Genomic DNA, 16,035 nt, shown 5'->3' with positions numbered 1-16,035 from the left:
CTCACCCCGCCATCGCCGCCTCCAACACGTCGAACACCCGCTTGTCCGCGCATTGCGCCACGTTGAAGCGCAGGTGGTCCGCGGCGTTCTGGCCGAGGCTGAAGACGTTGCCGGGGGCGAGCACGACGCCCTTGGCCAGCGCCCGGCGCGAGACCTCGGCCGCGTCGAGGCCGTCCGGCAGGCGGGCCCAGAGGAACATCCCGGCGGTGGGCACGAAGGGCACGCTCAAGCCCGCCGCGACGAGCCGCTTCAGGGTCGTTCCCCGAGAGTCCGCCAGCCGGGTGCGAACCGATTCGAGATGGTGCCGATAGCTGCCGTCGGCCAGGAAACGGTGGATCAGGGCGGCCGCGAGGTGGCTGTTGCTGAGGCAGACCGCGAGCTTGAGGTCGACGAGGCGCTCGACCCAGTCGGAGCGGATCGCGATCACGCCGATGCGGGCGGCGGCCGAGAGCGTCTTCGAGAAGCCGCCGATATGGATCACCCGCTCCAGCCCGTCGAAGCCGGCCAGCCGCGGGCCGGGCTCGGCCTCGAAGTCGGCATAGATGTCGTCCTCGACGATGAGCGTGTCGTGCGCCTCGGCGAGCCGCAGGATCCGGTGTACCGCGGCCGGGCCGAGGGAGGCGCCGTTCGGATTGTGGAGCCCTGAATTCGTCAGGTAGAACCGCGGCTTGTGCTCCGTGAGCGCCTGCTCGAAGGCGGCGAGATCCGGTCCGGCATCGCCGAAAGGTACGCCGACCACCTCGACCCGGTGGGCCCGCAGCAGGGCGTGGAAATTGAAGTAGCAGGGGTCGTCGACGAGCACGGTGTCGCCGGGCTCGACCAGGAACCGGCAGATCAGGTCGAGGGCGTGCGTCGCCGAATCGGTCAGCACGATCTGGTCGGGATGGGCGAGGATGCCGCGCTCGGTCAGGCGCCGGGCGAGCTGCTGGCGCAGGGGCGCGAGGCCGAGGGGCGTGTCGTAGCAGGTCAGGCTGGCACCGCGGTCGCGGGCGACCTGGCGTGAGGCGCGGCGCAGGCCCTCCTCCGGCATCCAGTCGGCCGGCAGCCAGCCGCAGCCGGGCTTGAGCACGTCGTCGCCGGTCTCCAGCGATTGGCGCGCGATCCAGAGCGGGTCCACCTCGCGGTCGAGGCGGGGGCCGATCGCGGCGAGGCTGAGCGGCTGCGGCTTGCCGGCGACGTAGAAGCCGGAGCCGGGCCGCGAGACGATGGAGCCTTGGGCCAGCAGCCGGTCGTAGGCCTCGACGACCGTCGATTTCGAGACCTGCATCGTGTCGGCGAAGGCGCGCACCGAGGGCAGGCGGGCGCCGGCCGCCATGGCCCGCCCGTCGATACGCCGCTCGATCGCCGCCATCACCGCCTCGACGCGGGTGAGGCCGGGCTCCGCGAATGTGGTCGGTGCGCCATCCGCCATCGCCCTCGCTCCCGTATGGCGTGAGCAACCGTACGGATGTTTGTCCCGTACAGTTTGGCCGGATCGTACTGCAACCGTGCCTGTCGGCAAAGTCGCACGGACGGCATCCTGCGACCACAGACGAACTGCAGGAGCCAGGCCATGACCCGTACCGATACCAGCCCGTCCGGGCGCAACGCCTGGGTCGCCCGGCGTCTCGCCGACGTGCTGATCCTCGCGGCCGGCATCGCGCTGGCGCTGCCGCTGATCGTTCCGTTCTCGTAGAGTGGCGGCGCAAAGGGTCGGCACCCTTTCGAAGCCGGGCTTCCACGAGGCGGTCGCGCCGACGGCGCCGGCCGCCTCTCCGCTGTCGGGAGCCCTGGTCGACGGCTGTCTCGGCATCCTGATCTTCAGCGCTTCGCTCCCAGCGACGCGTCTCGCGCTGACCGGCTTCGATGCGTTCTTTCTCACGGCCGCGCGGGCAGCCATCGCCGGCATCGCAGCGGGGGCCGCTTTGTTGCTGTTGCGCCAGCGGCGGCCGGCGCGGGGCGATCTTGGTTCGCTCGCCATCGTCGCCCTCGGCGTGGTTGTCGGCTTCCCGCTGCTCACGGCCCTGGCGTTGCGCCATGTCGGCGCGGCGCATGCGGCCGTCTTCATCGGGCTGCTGCCGCTCGCCACAGCATTGTCTGGGGCGCTGCGGGCCGGCGAGCGTCCGTCGTGGGCCTTCTGGATTTTTTCCGTCCTCGGCAGCGCCGTCACCGTGGCCTACGCCGCACACAACACCGCAGGCTTCTCGGGACTGGGAGACGGGCTGATGCTCGCCGCGATCCTGGTCTGCGGCCTCGGCTACGCGGAGGGCGGCAAACTCGCGAAACGGCTCGGCGGCTGGCAAGTGATCGCCTGGGCGGACCTCCTCGCGCTGCCCGTGACCCTGCCGCTGACGCTGCTGTGGATGCCGGCCGATCCGGCTACGGCGCCGCTGCCGGCATTCGCTGGCCTCGCCTACGTCGCGCTGTTCAGCATGCTGATCGGCTTCGTGTTCTGGTACCGGGCGCTCGCCCGCGGCGGCATCGCGGCGATCGGCCAGCTGCAGCTGCTGCAGCCCTTCCTCGGCTTCGCCTTCGCGGCCCTGCTGCTCGGCGAGCGGATCGAGCCCGCGATGCTGCTGGCCGCTGCCGCCGTCATCGCCTGCGTGGCCGGGGCGCGCCGCTTCGCCTGAGCCCTACTCGGCGGCGCAGTTCGCCCGATACAGGTCGAGCGTACGCTGCATCACCTGATACTGCGCCATGCTCGACGGATTGCGCAGTTCGGGCGCGTCCGGGACGATGCCGCCGAAGCCGCCCGCGGGCTCCGCCACGAAGGGGCGGGGGCCGGTATGCGTGCCCATGCGGTTGGTGGCGTCGACCTCGCCGCAGAGCGCGCCGGCCCGTCCTCGCCGCAATCGCGCATAGAGGGCCGAAGCGGGGTCCTTCATGCCTTTGCCGATCAGCGCGAACACGGCAGCGGCGTTCTCGGCACCGACGGCGCTCTCCGAGCCGTCGGTCACGCTCTGTCCCGAGGCAGGCGCAACGGCGGCCAGGGCAAGCATCAGGAGAGCAGCGGGGACGCCGCGATCGATGAATCTCATGACGCCTTCGCCACCACTTCGATGTCCCGGTCCATGCCGCTCTCGACCTTGAACTCGCGAGTGAACACCTGCCCCTCGTGGCGGGCGATCAGCACGTAGTCGCCCTCCGCCAGCGTCACCGAGGGAAAGGCGCCGATGGCCTCCCGGATGGTGTCGCCGCCGGGCGTCAGCACGGAAAAGGCGGTACCGGCGAAGGCCTCGGAGCCGGGGGCGGCGACGAGCTTCAGGGTCACGGTGGCGGCGCGGTGGTTCAGGGTCGCATCGGTGACCTTGGCGTTCTCGACCTTGAGGTCGGCGCGCTGGATCGCGTTGGATTCCCCGTAGGTCGAGACCACGTGATAGGTGCCCTCGGGCAGCCGCACGACTTCGCCGGCCTTGACGCCGCTCCGCACGAGGCGGCCCTCCGAATTGGTGCCGATCGGCACGAAGATCGAGAAGGCGAGCTGGCCGGGCGCGATCTTCTGGTCGCCGATGGCGCCCGAGAGCTTCAGCGCGCCGGCACTCACTTTCAGGTCTTCGGTAGCGGGCGAGCCGGACATGGTCAGCCGCTTGGAGGCGCTGGCGAAGCCGTAGGTGACGGTGGCGACGTAGCTGCCGGGTGCGAGCTTGAAGCTCGGTGCCGGATCGCTGGAGCGGGCGACGATGGCCGGTTTGCCGGCCACACCGCGATCCTCGTAGATCCGCCAGGCCAGCCCCGAGCGGAGCGGCTGGCTGTTTCCGGCCAGCGTCGCCGAGAGGGACAGGTCGGCCTCGCTCTCGGCGGGGGCCGGCTGCGGCAGCATCGGGCTGGTGATGCCGGGAGAGGGCAGGGGGTCGCCGACCGGGTTGGCGAAGGGATCGGACGTCTGCGCCCATGCGCCGCCCGCCATCGCGAACAGCAGCGCGACCACCCGCCAGATCCCGGCTCCCCGCATCCCAGAACTACCTCGTCCGCGGGCGACGATACCCGCAATTGCCAATCCGGCGACCCTGCGCCAAGACGGCGTTACCACCGGACGATGGCGGCGGCATGGCCGTGGCCGATCCGCCGGAACAGCGCGTCGGAATCCCATGAACGCCACCCTCGACATGCTTCGCGTGCGCCGCTCGGTGCCGCCCCTGCGCCTCGAAGGCCCCGGCCCGTCGCGGGAGGAGCTCGACGACCTGCTCACCATCGCCGCGCGGGTGCCGGACCACGGCAAGCTCGTCCCCTGGCGCTTCCTCGTGATCGAGGGCGAGGCGCGGCTGACGGTCGGCGAGACCATCGCCGCGACCCATGCCGCCGACTTTCCCGGGGCCGATGCCGCACGGCTCGACTTGGAGCGCAGGCGGCTCGCCCATGCGCCCGTCGTGGTCGGCGTCGTCTCCAGCGCCGGACCGCACGTCAAAATTCCGGAATGGGAGCAGGTGCTCTCGGCCGGGGCCGTCTGCACCAACCTCGTCATCGCCGCGAATGCGGCCGGCTACGCCACCTCCTGGCTGACGGAGTGGTACGCCTACGACCGTCGCGTCCTCGACGCGCTCGGGCTCGAACCCTCGGAAAAAATCGCCGGCTTCATCCATATCGGCCGCCCGCAGGAAGTGCCGGGCGACCGGCCGCGCCCGGTTCTCGCCGACCTCGTCACGCGGCTCTGAGACCGTTTGCAGGCGATCCTCGCCGTCGACGAAAGCGCTCTCCTCCCCCTTGTGGGGAGGAGGTAGGTGGTGGGGGTGGTGCAAGCGGAACCACCGCCGCTCGATCCTGAACCACCCCCACCCCTGACCCCTCCCCACAAGGGGGAGGGGATGACCTGCGCCACGGCAGATGGCCGCAAGCAAGATCGCCGCAAACCTGCGAAGGCCCGACAATGCATTACGACGCCGACGCGCGGACGCTGCCGCACAACCCGCTCAAGGCGATCGTGGCCCCGCGGCCGATCGGCTGGATCAGCGCGATGGACAAGGCGGGCCGGCTCAACCTCGCTCCGTACTCGTTCTTCAACGCCGTCTCGGGCGAGCCGGACATGGTGATGTTCTCCTCTACCGGCCGCAAGGACGCGATGACCTTCGCGGAAGAAGGCGGCGAATTCGTCTGCAGCCTCGCGACCTACGAGCTGCGCGACGCGGTCAACGCCACCTCCGCGCCGCTGGAGCGCGGCGTCAGCGAGTTCGACCATGCCGGGCTGGCCACGACGCCATCGCGAAAGGTGCGGCCGCCGCGGGTGGCGGCGTCGCCGGCGGCGCTCGAATGCCGATGGCTTCAGACGGTGCCGCTGGTCCCGCTGGGCGGGGGTAAGGCGGGCAGCTTCCTGGTGATCGGTCAGGTGGTCTCGATCTATGTCGACGACCGCTTCGTCCGCGACGGCCGGGTCGACACCGCCGCCATGCAGCCGATCCTGCGCGGCGGCTATTTCGACTATTTCCGCATCGAATCCGAAAACCGGTTCGAGCTGGAACGGCCGAAGGGCGGCGGGTAGGGCAAAACAGTACACCGAAGTTCCGCAGCATTCGCGGGGTCTCAGATCTCGGCTTTTCAAGAGGGCGCCGCTTGCCCGTCGCGCAGCATGACGAGACGACCCTGGCGGCGCCGTTCTCGGTCTCCGGGCGCGGCCTGCACACCAACCGGCTCGCCCGCGTCACCGTCGCGCCGGCAGCGCCCGGGCACGGCATCCGCTTCGAGGTCGCGGGCGGCGGCGGGGCGGTCGCCCTCTCCTACGAAAACCGCGCACCGAGCCGGCTGAACACGGCGCTCAGGCTGCCCGACGGCGGCAGCCTGCGCACCGTCGAGCATCTCTGCGCCAGCCTTTCGGCCTTCGGCCTCGACAACGCCCTGGTGCGCGTCGAGGGCCGCGAACTGCCGATCCTCGACGGCAGCGCGCGGGGCTGGTGCGCGGGGATCGCACGGGCCGGCATCGCGTCGCAGGCCGCGCCGCGCCGCGCGATCCGCATCACCCGGCCGGTCCAGGTGGCGATCGGCCAGCGCTTCGTGCGGGCCGAGCCGGCGGACCGGCTCGAACTCGACGTCACCTGCGAGTCCTACTATGCCGGCGGCGTCCAGGCTTGGCGGGGCACGCCCGATCGCGAGACGTTCGCCGCCGAGCTCGCAGCCAGCCGCTCGTCGGGGCAGGTCAGCCGGCTCTGGCAGTTCGGCCCGGTGGCGAACCGGCTCTTCGCCCCGCTTCTGCGGCCCGTGGGCCCCCGCGCCGAAGCGGCGGGGCAGGCTGCGAACGCACCGCGGCCCGACCTGCCGACGGACCTGACGCGCGACATCCAGGCCGGCATGGCACATCCGCCGGGAGAACCGATCCTCCGCGGGGTCCGGCCCGGACGCGCCGCGATCCAGCTCGGGCCGTGGGTGCTCGGCGGGGCGCGCTTCCCGGACGAGCGGGTGCGCCACAACGCCCTCGATCTTCTCGGCGACCTGACGCTCGCCGGCCATCCCCTCGTCGGCCGCATCGTCGCCCACCGGCCGACCCACAAGCTCACCTACGCCTTCGTGGCCACGCTGATGCGAAGCCCCGACGCCTGGGTGTTTTGCGAGTCGTGAGGCTTACGGCGCGCCACGGATGAGCCGGACCTGGGCTAAATTTCGAGCGAACATCGCGCCGAAGCCGTCGCGCCGCGCTGCCGCGAGGTGCGCAGCGAAGCCCGTCGCATCGTCATCCGGATAGGCCGCCTCGATCGCCTCGACGCCGGCCGCCGCCGCTGCCAGCCGCGCCACTGCGCGAGCATGAGCGAGGACGGGGCGTGCTCCCCACGGATCGCTCCGACCCACCCCCTCATCCTGAGGTGCGAGGCGCAGCCGAGCCTCGAAGGAGGGCTCCAGCGGGCCGCGCGGTCCCTGGAGCCCTCCTTCGAGGCCTCCGCTTCGCTGCGGCACCTCAGGATGAGGTGGGTGGGGGGACGTCACGCTCGCCGAGCTCTCAGGCCCGCCGAGCTGCCGCGCCAGCGCCTCCGCATCCCAGCCGAGGCCGCAGAGCCGCGGGCTCGCCCCGGCGAAGCTCGCGGCAGCCAGCACGGCGTCGGCGGAAGACAGGATCGCCACGATGCCGATCCCGCCATCGGGCAGGCCGTGCTCGGCCTCGTGGACGGCGAGGCGGCTCCCGAGATGGGCGATTTCGCGCCCGTGGCGCACCGGCAGCACGATCGCGTCCGGCCTGAAGCGGACCGTTCCGGCGAGACAGGTATCGAGATCGGGCGCGTCGATCCCCTCGACGCGGAGCAGAATCCGGGGGGTGCCCCCACCCGTCATTGCGAGCGAAGCGACGAAATCCGGGGCCACATCCGCAACGTCGGCGTGTTTGCCCTGGATTGCTTCGCCTGCGGCTCGCAATGACGCGGAAACGGTGCGCCCGTCGAGCACGACCGCCTCGGCGGCCCCATCGTCCAGTCCGGCGCCCGGCGCGATCAGGTAGGCCCGCACGCTGCCTCCCCCCAAAAACTGTCTTCCAAACGGGACGCCGTTCGGCCGGCAACCTTCAAGCTTCCTTTACCATGAAGGCACGAAAGTCCGTTGTGCGGCGCCGCGTTAGGCCGCCCAAGCCGGTCACCCATGTTCCTGTTCACCAACGCCCCCGTCGGCACCCGCGAGACCGGCTCGAATACCGGCGGCGGACGCACGGTCACCGGGACGGCGAGCACGGCGAACGGAACGGTGGTCGATGCGATCCGCAGCGGCGCCGAATCCACCGGCGTCGGATTCGACTACCTGCTGGCCACCGCCAAGCGCGAATCGGGGCTCGACCCGAGCGCCAAGGCCGCGACCTCCTCGGCGAGCGGGTTGTTTCAATTCATCGAGCAGACCTGGCTCGGCACCATGAAGACGACCGGGGCGAAGCTCGGCCTGTCCTCCTATGCCGACGCCATCACCGCGCGCTCCGACGGCACCTACTCCGTCTCCGACGCGGCGACGAAACAGGCGATCCTTGACCTGCGCCGCGATCCGCGCGTCGCCTCGGCGATGGCCGGCGCGCTGACCCAGCGTAACCGCGAGGCGCTCGGCGCGTCGCTCGGGCGGGAGCCGACCAGCGGCGACCTCTACGCCGCCCACGTGCTCGGTGCGAAGGGCGCCACCACCCTGATCGGCTCGGTGCAGGCGAGCCCGGCGCGCGCCGCCGCCAGCGACCTGCCGGAGGCGGCGGCCTCGAACCGCAACCTGTTCTACGACAAGGCGGGGCGGGCGCGCGGCTCGGCCGAGCTCTACGCGATGCTCTCCACCAGCACCGCCGGCGGCCAGACGGCGATGGCCGGAACCGCGAACGTCCCCGAGACCGCCACCACCTACGCCTCCCTCGACGACGGCCTGCGCAACCTGTTCCAGACCGACAAGCGCCAGGGCGCGGTCTCGGCGGGCGTGGCGCGGCTCTGGCAGAATCGCGGATCGAGCGCCGAGGCGCGCAGCGCACCGAGCTATTTCCCGCGCTCCGATGCGGCCCAGGATTCCGCCGCGGCCGATCCCGAGACCACGGGTTCGATCGGCGCGATCGGCTCCGCCAGCGCCGCCGCCACCGGGACGGCCGCGCCGATCCTGATTCCGCTGCCGCCGCGCCGACCGGCCTCGTTCCAGTTGCCGAAGGTCGTCACGGCGCAGGCCTCCGTGGCGGCGGCCGTACCGGCTGCGACCGCCGCGCCGGGCGAGACCGATCTCAAGACGGAAGCCGTGCCCAAGGCGCGCTCCGGCATCCTCGACCTGTTCTCCTCCCTCGGATTCCGGAACGGCCCATGACGCTTCGCCAGTTCCTCCTCGCGACCCAGACGGCTCCCGCCGAGCGCCGCGCCGAAGCCGCCGCCGCGCTGGCGCGGGCCTATTGCCACGGCAGCCTCGCCCCCGAGGCGGCCTGGGAGGCCAAGACCGCGCTGCTCGGCCTCCTCGACGACGGCTCGACCCTGGTGCGCCGGGCGCTCGCCGAGGCCTGCGCCTCCTCCGATACGGCGCCGCGCCCGCTCATCGTGGCCCTCGCCTCCGATCAGCCCGAGATCGCCTGCCTCGTGCTCGCCCGCTCGCCGGTGCTGATGGATGCCGACCTCGTCGACTGCGCCGCGATCGGCTGCGAGACCACGCGTGCGGCGGTCGCCGGCCGTGCCGATGTCTCGAAGCCCGTGGCGGCGGCGCTCGCCGAGGTTGCCGGCGCGCCGTCCCTCACCGTGCTCGCGCGCAACCGCCATGCCGAGATCGGCACCGCCGCGCTGCTGCGCATGGTCGAGCGCCATGGGCACGACGCCCTGCTGCGCGAGGCGCTGCTCGCCCGGCCCGGCCTCGGCATCGAGGTGCGCCACGCCATCGCCGCGCGGGTCGCCGAAGCGCTCTCCTCCTTCGGGCTCGCCAGCGGCTGGCTCAACCGCGAGCGCGGCGAGCGGGTCAACCGCGAGGCGCGCGACTGCGCCGCCCTCTCGCTCGGCGACGAGGCCGGCGAGAGCGGGCTGGCGCGGCTGGTCGCGCATCTCAGGGGACAGGGCCAGCTCAATGCCGGGCTGATCCTGCGGGCCATCCTGTCGCTGCGGATGCCGTTCGCGGAAGCCGCGCTCGCCGACCTGTCGGGCCTGAGCCGGGCGCGGGTCGCCGGGCTGATGTTCGAGCCGCGCGGCGCGGGCTTCGCCGCCCTCCACCGCCGCGCCGGCCTGCCGGCCCTGCTGCTGCCCGCGATCCAGGCGGCGCTGTCGGCCTGGCGCGAGGCCGCGACGGGGAGCGCCGAGATCGAGGGTCCGCGTCTGGCCCGCCGGATGATCGAGCGCGCGCTCACCGCCTGCGAAGACATGCCCTTCGCCGAGAGCCGCAGCCTGATGGCGCTCCTCGCCCGCTTCGAGGCGGAGGCCGCCCGCGAGGAGGCCCGCGCGCATGCGCGTTTCCTGGCAGCCGAAGCCGAGCGGGACGACATCCTGCGCATCGAGGCCGTACGGCGCGAGGCCGCCGGCTTTCTGCCGGAAGCCGTGCCCATGCAGAGCCTTGCCACCGAGGCGGTCGCATCGGACCGGCTCTCCCGCGTCCTCGACGAATTGCCCGACGCGATCATCGCGAGCTACCGCGCCGAGCACGAGCGCCGGCAGGCCGAGGCGGCGACCGCCGTCCTCGACGGCCTCTCCGACGCCCTGATGACGCGCTTCCTGGCCGACCGCGCGACCTCGGGCGCCGAGGCCGAGCGCGCCGAAGAGCCGGCCCAGCCGCTCATGCTGGTGACGGTCCCGTCCCGCGGGCCGGAGATGCAGGACGCCCCGGATCTGGTGGAGAGCCTGATCTCCGAAAGCATCCTGGCGAGCTACCGCGACGACCGCGAGCGCATCGCCGCCTGAGACCGGTGCCGCCCTGGGCGGACCGACCGCTTCGGCCGGAAACCGCATGAGACGGATCCACGCATGTGGTTTCGGCCCCGCGCGGTGTCCCGCCGGAGGCATGGCCCAAGAAAACCCCGATCGACAAAACCCCGAAAAAAACGGGGTGACGCGGGACGCCGCGGAACCCGCAGCGCGCAGTGATCACACACGAATCCGGTTCGCCGGCGTCCCGCGATCCGGGCCTTCGTGAAGGGCGCGGACCGGTGCTGCGTCACGATGGTGTTCGGGTGGCGTCGACCTGTCGCTCAACAATTCCGGGCGCTGCGCTCCTGCCGAGCAGGATGCCCACATCCCCGGAGAGTTAACCCGGCACCTGCTTCCGTGCGCGCCACCTCGTCGTGGATGGCGCCGACAGCCTCTCGGTTTCGCCGAGGCCGGGTCGGCCAAAGCCCGGCGCATTTCCACGGCGGACCCCGCCACGACCAGGGCAGACCTTGCGTCGATGCCCCGCCCGGGGCGGCGATGGTCAGACCACCGACGCGGGCATCGCCCCAGCCTCCCAAAGCACCGCCCTCGACCCTGCGGCGCTTCCCCGAAAGTCCCGGGAGGCGAGTGACGGCAAACAAGCATGAAGTAGGTAATTTTTCAATGTATAGGTTAAAAAGCTTGCACGTTTAAGACAAAGACCTGCGTCACGCGCATGCAACCCCGATTCGGCTTGGCCGTTTGGTGCAGCGTGATGACGGCTGCGATGGTGCGTCGCAGCGAACTCGTTGCCGCAACGCACGTTAGCATGTGCGCCAGCGCGCATCGCGGGCGTTGCAGTCCCGCTATCTCGTTGGGCAACGCAACATATCAGGGACGTTCGATTTCATGACGGGAGCCAACATGGTGTTTTCGAAGATCGTGACCTTCGGCGTCACCGTGGCCTTCACCAGCATGCTGGTTATCGCCGCCGTGGGCTCGTCGGGGCTGCTCCTCGACTACTGAACGTTCGGGAACGGCAGGCCGATTGCGCCGCCTTTCCCGCCCTTCATGACATTCGTGCCGCCCCGCGACGACGTTGGGCGGCACGTGCGCTCTACGGGAGGCCCCTCGGCCTCCCGTTTTCGTGTCAGCCGAACTGCTCGCGAAGGATCCGCTCGTCGAGGCTGTGTCCGGGATCGTGCAGCAGCACGAGGTCCGTGGCGTGGTCGAGCCAGGTCTCGACGGTGCGGACCCGGCGAAACTCGGTGTGGTCGGCCACCGCCGCCACCGGCCGGTGGGCGGCGTCCAGCACCTCGATGTGGATGCGCGCGAAGTTCGGCAGCAAGGCCCCGTTCCAGCGCCGCGGCCGGAACGACGAGATCGGCGTCAGGGCGAGCAACTGCGCGTTGAGCGGCAGGATCGGGCCGCCCACCGAGAAATTGTAGGCGGTCGAACCGGCCGGGGTCGCCACGAGCACCCCGTCGGCAATCAGTTCCGGCAGCCGGACTTGCCCGTCGATCGAGATCCTCAGCTTCGCCGTCTGGTGCATCTGGCGCAGCATGTAGACTTCGTTGATCGCCGGCGCCTCGTGGGTGCGCCCCTCCGTGTCGGTGACGACCATGGCGAGGGGGTGGATCACGCTGCGCTGCGCCGTCTCCAGCCGCTCGATCAGCCCATCCTCGCGAAACTCGTTCATGAGGAAGCCGACGGTGCCGCGGTTCATGCCGTAGATCGGCTTCGAGCCGTCCATGAAGCGGTGGAGCACCTGCAGCATCAGGCCGTCGCCGCCGAGCGCCACCACGACGTCGGCCTCTTCCGGCGCGACATGGTCGTAGCGGCGCATCAGCGCCTCCGCCGCCTCGCGGGCATCGGGCGTCGGGCTCGCGACGAAGGCGATCCGTGGGAAGCGCGCCGCCATCGAATCCAGCAATCCGCGTTCGAGCCGTGTTGACGCAGCGACCGGGCGAGGTCTCACTCGCTCCGGGATGGGTCTGCACCAAGAGGCATAGCATGGAGCGCCCGCTCCTCGTCTACACGACCTTCGCCGATGCCGAGACGGCGCTGGCCGTCGGCGAAGACCTGGTGCGCGAGCGGCTTTGCGCCTGCGTCAACGTCCTGCCCGGCATGGCCTCGGTCTATGCCTGGAAGGGTGCCATCGAGCGTGGCCGGGAGGTCGTGGCGATCCTCAAGACGCGCGAGGGCCTCGCCGACGCCTTGGGCGCCGCGCTGAAGGCGCGACACCCCTACGAGACGCCGATCATCCTGCACCTGCCGGTGGCGGGGGCAGACCCGGACACGGCGGCCTGGATCGTGGCGGAGACGGGCGGGGAGGGTGCGCCTCAACCCGGCCCGACCGGATAGCTCCGCCCCTTCCAGGCGGCGGGCGCCCGCCCCCGGGCCTCGCGAACCAGCGCCGTCCACTGGATCGCCAGCGCCGTCGCCATCGTCAGCGGGTGCAGGGGAATCGTCGCGAGCGGCTCGGCGCTCGCGCGCGTGATCGCCGCCCGGGTACCGAGGGAGACGAGGCCGGCGGCAAGCGCTACCAGCGCGACCGAGCCCGGCAGCCCGGCGGCGAGTGCCAGCACGAGCAGCAGCCACGGCAAGATCTGGCCGCCGAACAGCAGAAACGTCCAGACGGGCAGGGCACGGGGCGTCGCCATGCCCTCGCGGGCGTTCTTCGAAAAGCCGGCCCATGCCTGCGCGAAGCCCGGATACATCTGGCAGGAGGCGAGGCTACTGCCGGCGACGAGATCGGTCCGGTAGCCGGCGGCCCGGAGAGCCCGTGGCAGGGTGACGCCGTCATGCATCGAGGTCCGCACCGCGCCGTGGCCGCCGGTCTGGCGGTAGGCGTCCGCCGCGATCATCATCAGTTGCCCGCAGCCGGCGGCGAGCGAGACGTCGGGCCGCCTGCGCATCAGCGGCACCGGCAGGAAGCCGAGAAGCAGAAACGTGATGGCCGGCACGGTCAGCCGCTCGCCGAGGGTCTGCATCGCCTGACGCGGCACGCCGCTGACGAGGGCCGCACCGGTCCGCGCGGCGTGGGCCGAGAGGGCAGCGGCGGCGTTCGGCCCCAAGGTCACGTCGGCATCGATGAAGAGCAGGCGATCGCCCCCGGCGACCTTCGCCAGGGTGACGCAGCCGTTGTTCTTGCCGGTCCAACCCTCGGGCAGGGCCGGCACCGCGACGAGCCTGAGGCGCGGGTCGCCCATGGCGATCTCGGAGACGAGCGCCGCGGTGGCGTCGGTGGAATGGTCGTCGCCGACCAGCACCTCGACGGCGACGCCCTCGCTCGCCAGCGCCGCACGCACCGTGCCCGCGATGATCGCCGCCTCGTTGCGGGCCGGGATCAGGATCGAGACGAGCCCCGTCGCGGACGGGGCCGGATCGGGCGTCGCCAGCGCCCTCAGGTTCACGGCGGCAAGGACCGCCGGCAGCAGGGCCAGGGCGAGGGAGAGGAGGGCGAGCGCCAGCATCACGGGATCCGTTCGGCCTCGTTCGCGCCGTGCGCGGGGTCGAAGCGCCGGCCGCGGGCTAGGGCGCCGAGCCGCCGCCAGAGATCGTAGACGCCGCCGACGCCGCGGGCGCCCTCGATCACGGCCGAGAAGCGGGCGGGATCGCGGGTCATCACGTCGGCGGAGAGATAGTCGAGCGTCGCGGTGAGCGCCGCCTCCAGATGGGCGAGGCGTTCGGGGCGTGTCAGGGCGAGGAGGTCGCGGGCGGCGATCGGCTCGCCGAAGGCACAGCAGGCCTCAGCCCCGCGCTCGTCCCAGAAGGCGTAGTCGAGGGCGAGCGGCACGAACAGCGCGTCCGGCGCGATCTCGGCCAGATGCGCGATGCCGGGGCGCAGATCGAGCGGCCGTGTGCGCACGTCCGAGAACCGGCCCTGCGCGGTGAGCCAGAGCATGTTTTCGGCTTTGGCCAGCACGTGGCGCGCCGAGGCCAGGAACTGCGCTGCGCCGCGCCGCGATTCGAGATCCACCGGAAAGGCGCCGAGCCGCCGGAAGATGCCGTATTTTTCGAGCATCCGGGCATCGAAGGGGGCGAACATCGCGCGGCTCGGAAACAGCCGGTCGGCCAGCAGGATCGTCGTCGCCGCATCCCACCAGGAGGGGTGGTTGCAATAGACCACCAGCGGCCCGGGGTGATCGAGCCGCCGCGGCGCGCCCCAGCGGGCGAGCCGCAGGGCATTCATGTGCCGGCGCAGGAACCGCGAAAAATACGCGGTCATGAAGCGCCAGACCCGAGCCGAGCGCACCGGCTCGGCGACGGGGCGGGGGAGACGGCTCACGCGGTCCTGCGCAGATCCGGCTGCGCGCCCGCCCGCAGATCCGTATCGAGGGCGTCGGCGGCGATCCAGCCGGACATCATCACCATCGGCATGCCGGGGCCGGGATGGGCCGCGCCGCCGGCGAGATAGAGCCCCTTCACTTCCCGCGAGCGGTTGCCGGGTTTGAAGGCGCCCGTCATCCGGCCGTGGGAGGCGAGGCCGTAGATCGCGCCGTTGAGCACGTGGTAGCGGTCGTGGATGTCCTGCGGCGTCAGGTGGCGCTCGAACACGATGCGCTCCTCGAGGTCCGGCATGCCGCCGGTGCGCTTGAGCTTGTCCAGGATCACCTGGCGATAGGCCGGAAACATCTTTTGCCAGTCGTGGTGCGGGCGCAGATACGGCGTGTGCACCAGGACATAGAGCGCCTCGCCGCCGTCCGGCGCCACCGACGGATCGGTGCCGGAGGGGGCGGCGAGATAGGCGGTGGGGTCCGGGGCCGGCTCGCCCTTGCGGTAGATGAAGTCGAACTCCTCTTCCGGATCGCGCGAGAAGACGAAGTCGTGGTGGCCGAGATGCTCGTAGCGCCGGTTCAGGCCGAGATAGAGCACAACGCCGGAGCAGGCCGGCTCGAAGGTCTTCTTCTCATACGTCTTGCCGACCGCGCCGCCGACGAGCTCGCGGTAGGTGCGGACGGAATCCATGTTGGAGATCACGGCGTCGTAGGCCGTGGTGCCGTTCGCGGTGCGGACACCGCGCAGCACGCCGTCGCGGATGTCGAGGCCCGTCACCTCGTCGGCCGGCCGCAGCGTCGCGCCGAGATCGGTAGCGAGCTTCGCCAGTCCCTCGGCGACCGCGCGGGTGCCGCCCATCGGATACCAGACGCCCTCCGAGACCTGCATGTGCCCGATGGCGCAGAGCACCGCCGGCGCGCCGTAGGGGGACGACCCGACATATTGGACGAAATGGTCGAGCATCTGGGCGAGCCGCGCATCCTTGACCTTGCCGCGGATGGTGCCGGCGACGGTGGAATGCATCCGCAGGGACAGCACGTCGCGCAGGGTCGACGGGTTCATGTTGGCGCGGATGTCGATCGTGTCGAACAGGTCCTGCACCGCCTTCCAGAAGAAGAATCTTTCGGAAACGCCGTGCAGGTTCTCGGAAATTGCCAGGAACTTCCTGTAGCCGTCTCCGACGCCCTCGCCGGGGGCAAAGCGGTCCATTGAGGCTGCCATGGCGTCGACGTTCTCGATCAAGTCGATGCGCGACCCGTCCTCGAAGAAACAGCGCCATTGCGGGTCGAGCCGGCGCAGGTCCAGCGCGTCGTGCACGCTGCGCCCGGCCTCGGAAAAGATCCGCTCCAGGACGCGGGGCACGGTGAGGATCGTCGGCCCCATGTCGAAGCGGAAACCGCCGTCGTTCAGGACCGCGGCCTTGCCGCCGAGCCAAGCGTTCTTGTCGTAGAGCGTGACCCGGTGACCGCGCGCCGCCGCCACGCAGGCCGCCGCCAGACCACCCAACCCGCCGCCGACCACCGCGACCGAGGAACCGCTACTCATG

General features: G+C 71.3%; 16 protein-coding genes. 8 read left to right on the top strand and 8 right to left on the bottom strand.

Annotated features, from left to right (window positions below):
• Position 1: 1 nt before the first annotated feature.
• Positions 2–1,411, bottom strand: a complete 1,410-nt coding sequence (locus tag MFF07_RS12805; RefSeq protein ID WP_147818247.1) for an aminotransferase-like domain-containing protein — start codon at positions 1,409–1,411, stop codon at positions 2–4.
• Positions 1,412–1,552: 141 nt separating this feature from the next.
• Between MFF07_RS12805 and MFF07_RS22540 the strand changes: the two genes are divergently transcribed.
• Positions 1,553–1,675 (top strand): hypothetical protein, encoded by a 123-nt coding sequence (locus MFF07_RS22540; protein ID WP_281407174.1) that lies wholly within the window; start codon positions 1,553–1,555, stop codon positions 1,673–1,675.
• A gap of 82 nt (positions 1,676–1,757) precedes the next feature.
• A complete protein-coding gene (locus MFF07_RS12800) occupies positions 1,758–2,609 on the top strand; it encodes a DMT family transporter (protein ID WP_147818254.1) in 852 nt (283 codons plus the stop codon).
• Positions 2,610–2,612: 3 nt separating this feature from the next.
• On the opposite strand, the gene MFF07_RS12795 is transcribed toward MFF07_RS12800, so the two are convergent.
• Together MFF07_RS12795 and MFF07_RS12790 are read right to left on the bottom strand one after the other, a co-directional pair.
• A complete protein-coding gene (locus tag MFF07_RS12795; protein ID WP_147818248.1) occupies positions 2,613–3,017 on the bottom strand; it encodes a hypothetical protein in 405 nt (134 codons plus the stop codon).
• A complete protein-coding gene (locus MFF07_RS12790) occupies positions 3,014–3,931 on the bottom strand; it encodes an RgsD C-terminal domain-containing protein (RefSeq protein WP_147818249.1) in 918 nt (305 codons plus the stop codon). The genes MFF07_RS12795 and MFF07_RS12790 overlap by 4 nt, the downstream gene beginning before the upstream one ends.
• A 136-nt stretch (positions 3,932–4,067) precedes the next feature.
• Between MFF07_RS12790 and MFF07_RS12785 the strand changes: the two genes are divergently transcribed.
• From MFF07_RS12785 to MFF07_RS12775, 3 genes are all read left to right on the top strand, one after another.
• Positions 4,068–4,631: a nitroreductase family protein gene (locus MFF07_RS12785; protein ID WP_147818250.1), complete on the top strand. Its 564-nt coding sequence runs from the start codon at positions 4,068–4,070 to the stop codon at positions 4,629–4,631.
• Between the two features lie 212 nt (positions 4,632–4,843).
• Positions 4,844–5,452 carry a flavin reductase family protein gene (locus MFF07_RS12780; protein WP_147818251.1) on the top strand — a complete coding sequence of 203 codons (609 nt, stop codon included), beginning with the start codon at positions 4,844–4,846 and terminating at the stop codon, positions 5,450–5,452.
• Between the two features lie 71 nt (positions 5,453–5,523).
• Entirely contained in the window at positions 5,524–6,522 is a 999-nt protein-coding gene (locus MFF07_RS12775; protein ID WP_238232103.1) for a UDP-3-O-acyl-N-acetylglucosamine deacetylase, read from the top strand.
• 3 nt (positions 6,523–6,525) lie between these two features.
• Here MFF07_RS12775 and MFF07_RS12770 read toward each other — a convergent pair whose 3' ends face one another.
• Entirely contained in the window at positions 6,526–7,398 is an 873-nt protein-coding gene (locus MFF07_RS12770) for an aldolase/citrate lyase/malate synthase family protein (RefSeq protein ID WP_238232101.1), read from the bottom strand.
• Positions 7,399–7,527: 129 nt separating this feature from the next.
• Between MFF07_RS12770 and MFF07_RS12765 the strand changes: the two genes are divergently transcribed.
• Positions 7,528–8,700 carry a lytic transglycosylase domain-containing protein gene (locus MFF07_RS12765; protein ID WP_147821771.1) on the top strand — a complete coding sequence of 391 codons (1,173 nt, stop codon included), beginning with the start codon at positions 7,528–7,530 and terminating at the stop codon, positions 8,698–8,700.
• Entirely contained in the window at positions 8,697–10,262 is a 1,566-nt protein-coding gene (locus MFF07_RS12760; RefSeq protein ID WP_238232099.1) for a DUF2336 domain-containing protein, read from the top strand. Before MFF07_RS12765 ends, MFF07_RS12760 begins: the two co-directional genes overlap by 4 nt.
• 1,096 nt (positions 10,263–11,358) lie before the next feature.
• Here MFF07_RS12760 and MFF07_RS12755 read toward each other — a convergent pair.
• Positions 11,359–12,129: an NAD kinase gene (locus MFF07_RS12755; RefSeq protein WP_147819067.1), complete on the bottom strand. Its 771-nt coding sequence runs from the start codon at positions 12,127–12,129 to the stop codon at positions 11,359–11,361.
• A gap of 92 nt (positions 12,130–12,221) precedes the next feature.
• On the opposite strand from MFF07_RS12755, the gene cutA reads away from it, so the two are divergent.
• Positions 12,222–12,572: a divalent-cation tolerance protein CutA gene (gene cutA / locus MFF07_RS12750; RefSeq protein WP_147819069.1), complete on the top strand. Its 351-nt coding sequence runs from the start codon at positions 12,222–12,224 to the stop codon at positions 12,570–12,572.
• Here cutA and MFF07_RS12745 read toward each other — a convergent pair.
• From MFF07_RS12745 to MFF07_RS12735, 3 genes are read right to left on the bottom strand one after another with little or no spacing between them, the layout of a single operon-like run.
• Positions 12,551–13,684 carry a glycosyltransferase family 2 protein gene (locus MFF07_RS12745; protein ID WP_147819071.1) on the bottom strand — a complete coding sequence of 378 codons (1,134 nt, stop codon included), beginning with the start codon at positions 13,682–13,684 and terminating at the stop codon, positions 12,551–12,553. The genes cutA and MFF07_RS12745 overlap by 22 nt on opposite strands.
• Positions 13,684–14,439: a lysophospholipid acyltransferase family protein gene (locus MFF07_RS12740; RefSeq protein ID WP_147819088.1), complete on the bottom strand. Its 756-nt coding sequence runs from the start codon at positions 14,437–14,439 to the stop codon at positions 13,684–13,686. The genes MFF07_RS12745 and MFF07_RS12740 overlap by 1 nt, the downstream gene beginning before the upstream one ends.
• A 56-nt stretch (positions 14,440–14,495) precedes the next feature.
• Positions 14,496–16,034 (bottom strand): phytoene desaturase family protein, encoded by a 1,539-nt coding sequence (locus MFF07_RS12735; protein ID WP_147819073.1) that lies wholly within the window; start codon positions 16,032–16,034, stop codon positions 14,496–14,498.
• Position 16,035 lies beyond the last annotated feature (1 nt).

This window comes from Methylobacterium thuringiense, assembly GCF_022179645.1.
Classification (GTDB): domain Bacteria; phylum Pseudomonadota; class Alphaproteobacteria; order Rhizobiales; family Beijerinckiaceae; genus Methylobacterium; species Methylobacterium thuringiense.
Note: the sequence above shows the minus strand (reverse complement) of the source record. Positions and strands in the feature narration are given on the sequence as shown.

Bases quoted from the DNA above. Each gene is read 5' to 3' on its own strand.
- MFF07_RS12805 (WP_147818247.1), bottom strand. From the start codon at position 1,411: ATGGCGGATGGCGCACCGACCACATTCGCGGAGCCCGGCCTCACCCGC.
- MFF07_RS12795 (WP_147818248.1), bottom strand. From the start codon at position 3,017: ATGAGATTCATCGATCGCGGCGTCCCCGCTGCTCTCCTGATGCTTGCC.
- MFF07_RS12765 (WP_147821771.1), top strand. From the start codon at position 7,528: ATGTTCCTGTTCACCAACGCCCCCGTCGGCACCCGCGAGACCGGCTCG.
- MFF07_RS12790 (WP_147818249.1), bottom strand. From the start codon at position 3,931: ATGCGGGGAGCCGGGATCTGGCGGGTGGTCGCGCTGCTGTTCGCGATG.
- MFF07_RS12755 (WP_147819067.1), bottom strand. From the start codon at position 12,129: ATGGCGGCGCGCTTCCCACGGATCGCCTTCGTCGCGAGCCCGACGCCC.
- cutA (WP_147819069.1), top strand. From the start codon at position 12,222: ATGGAGCGCCCGCTCCTCGTCTACACGACCTTCGCCGATGCCGAGACG.
- MFF07_RS12735 (WP_147819073.1), bottom strand. From the start codon at position 16,034: ATGAGTAGCGGTTCCTCGGTCGCGGTGGTCGGCGGCGGGTTGGGTGGT.
- MFF07_RS12780 (WP_147818251.1), top strand. From the start codon at position 4,844: ATGCATTACGACGCCGACGCGCGGACGCTGCCGCACAACCCGCTCAAG.
- MFF07_RS12785 (WP_147818250.1), top strand. From the start codon at position 4,068: ATGAACGCCACCCTCGACATGCTTCGCGTGCGCCGCTCGGTGCCGCCC.
- MFF07_RS12745 (WP_147819071.1), bottom strand. From the start codon at position 13,684: ATGCTGGCGCTCGCCCTCCTCTCCCTCGCCCTGGCCCTGCTGCCGGCG.
- MFF07_RS22540 (WP_281407174.1), top strand. From the start codon at position 1,553: ATGACCCGTACCGATACCAGCCCGTCCGGGCGCAACGCCTGGGTCGCC.
- MFF07_RS12740 (WP_147819088.1), bottom strand. From the start codon at position 14,439: ATGACCGCGTATTTTTCGCGGTTCCTGCGCCGGCACATGAATGCCCTG.
- MFF07_RS12760 (WP_238232099.1), top strand. From the start codon at position 8,697: ATGACGCTTCGCCAGTTCCTCCTCGCGACCCAGACGGCTCCCGCCGAG.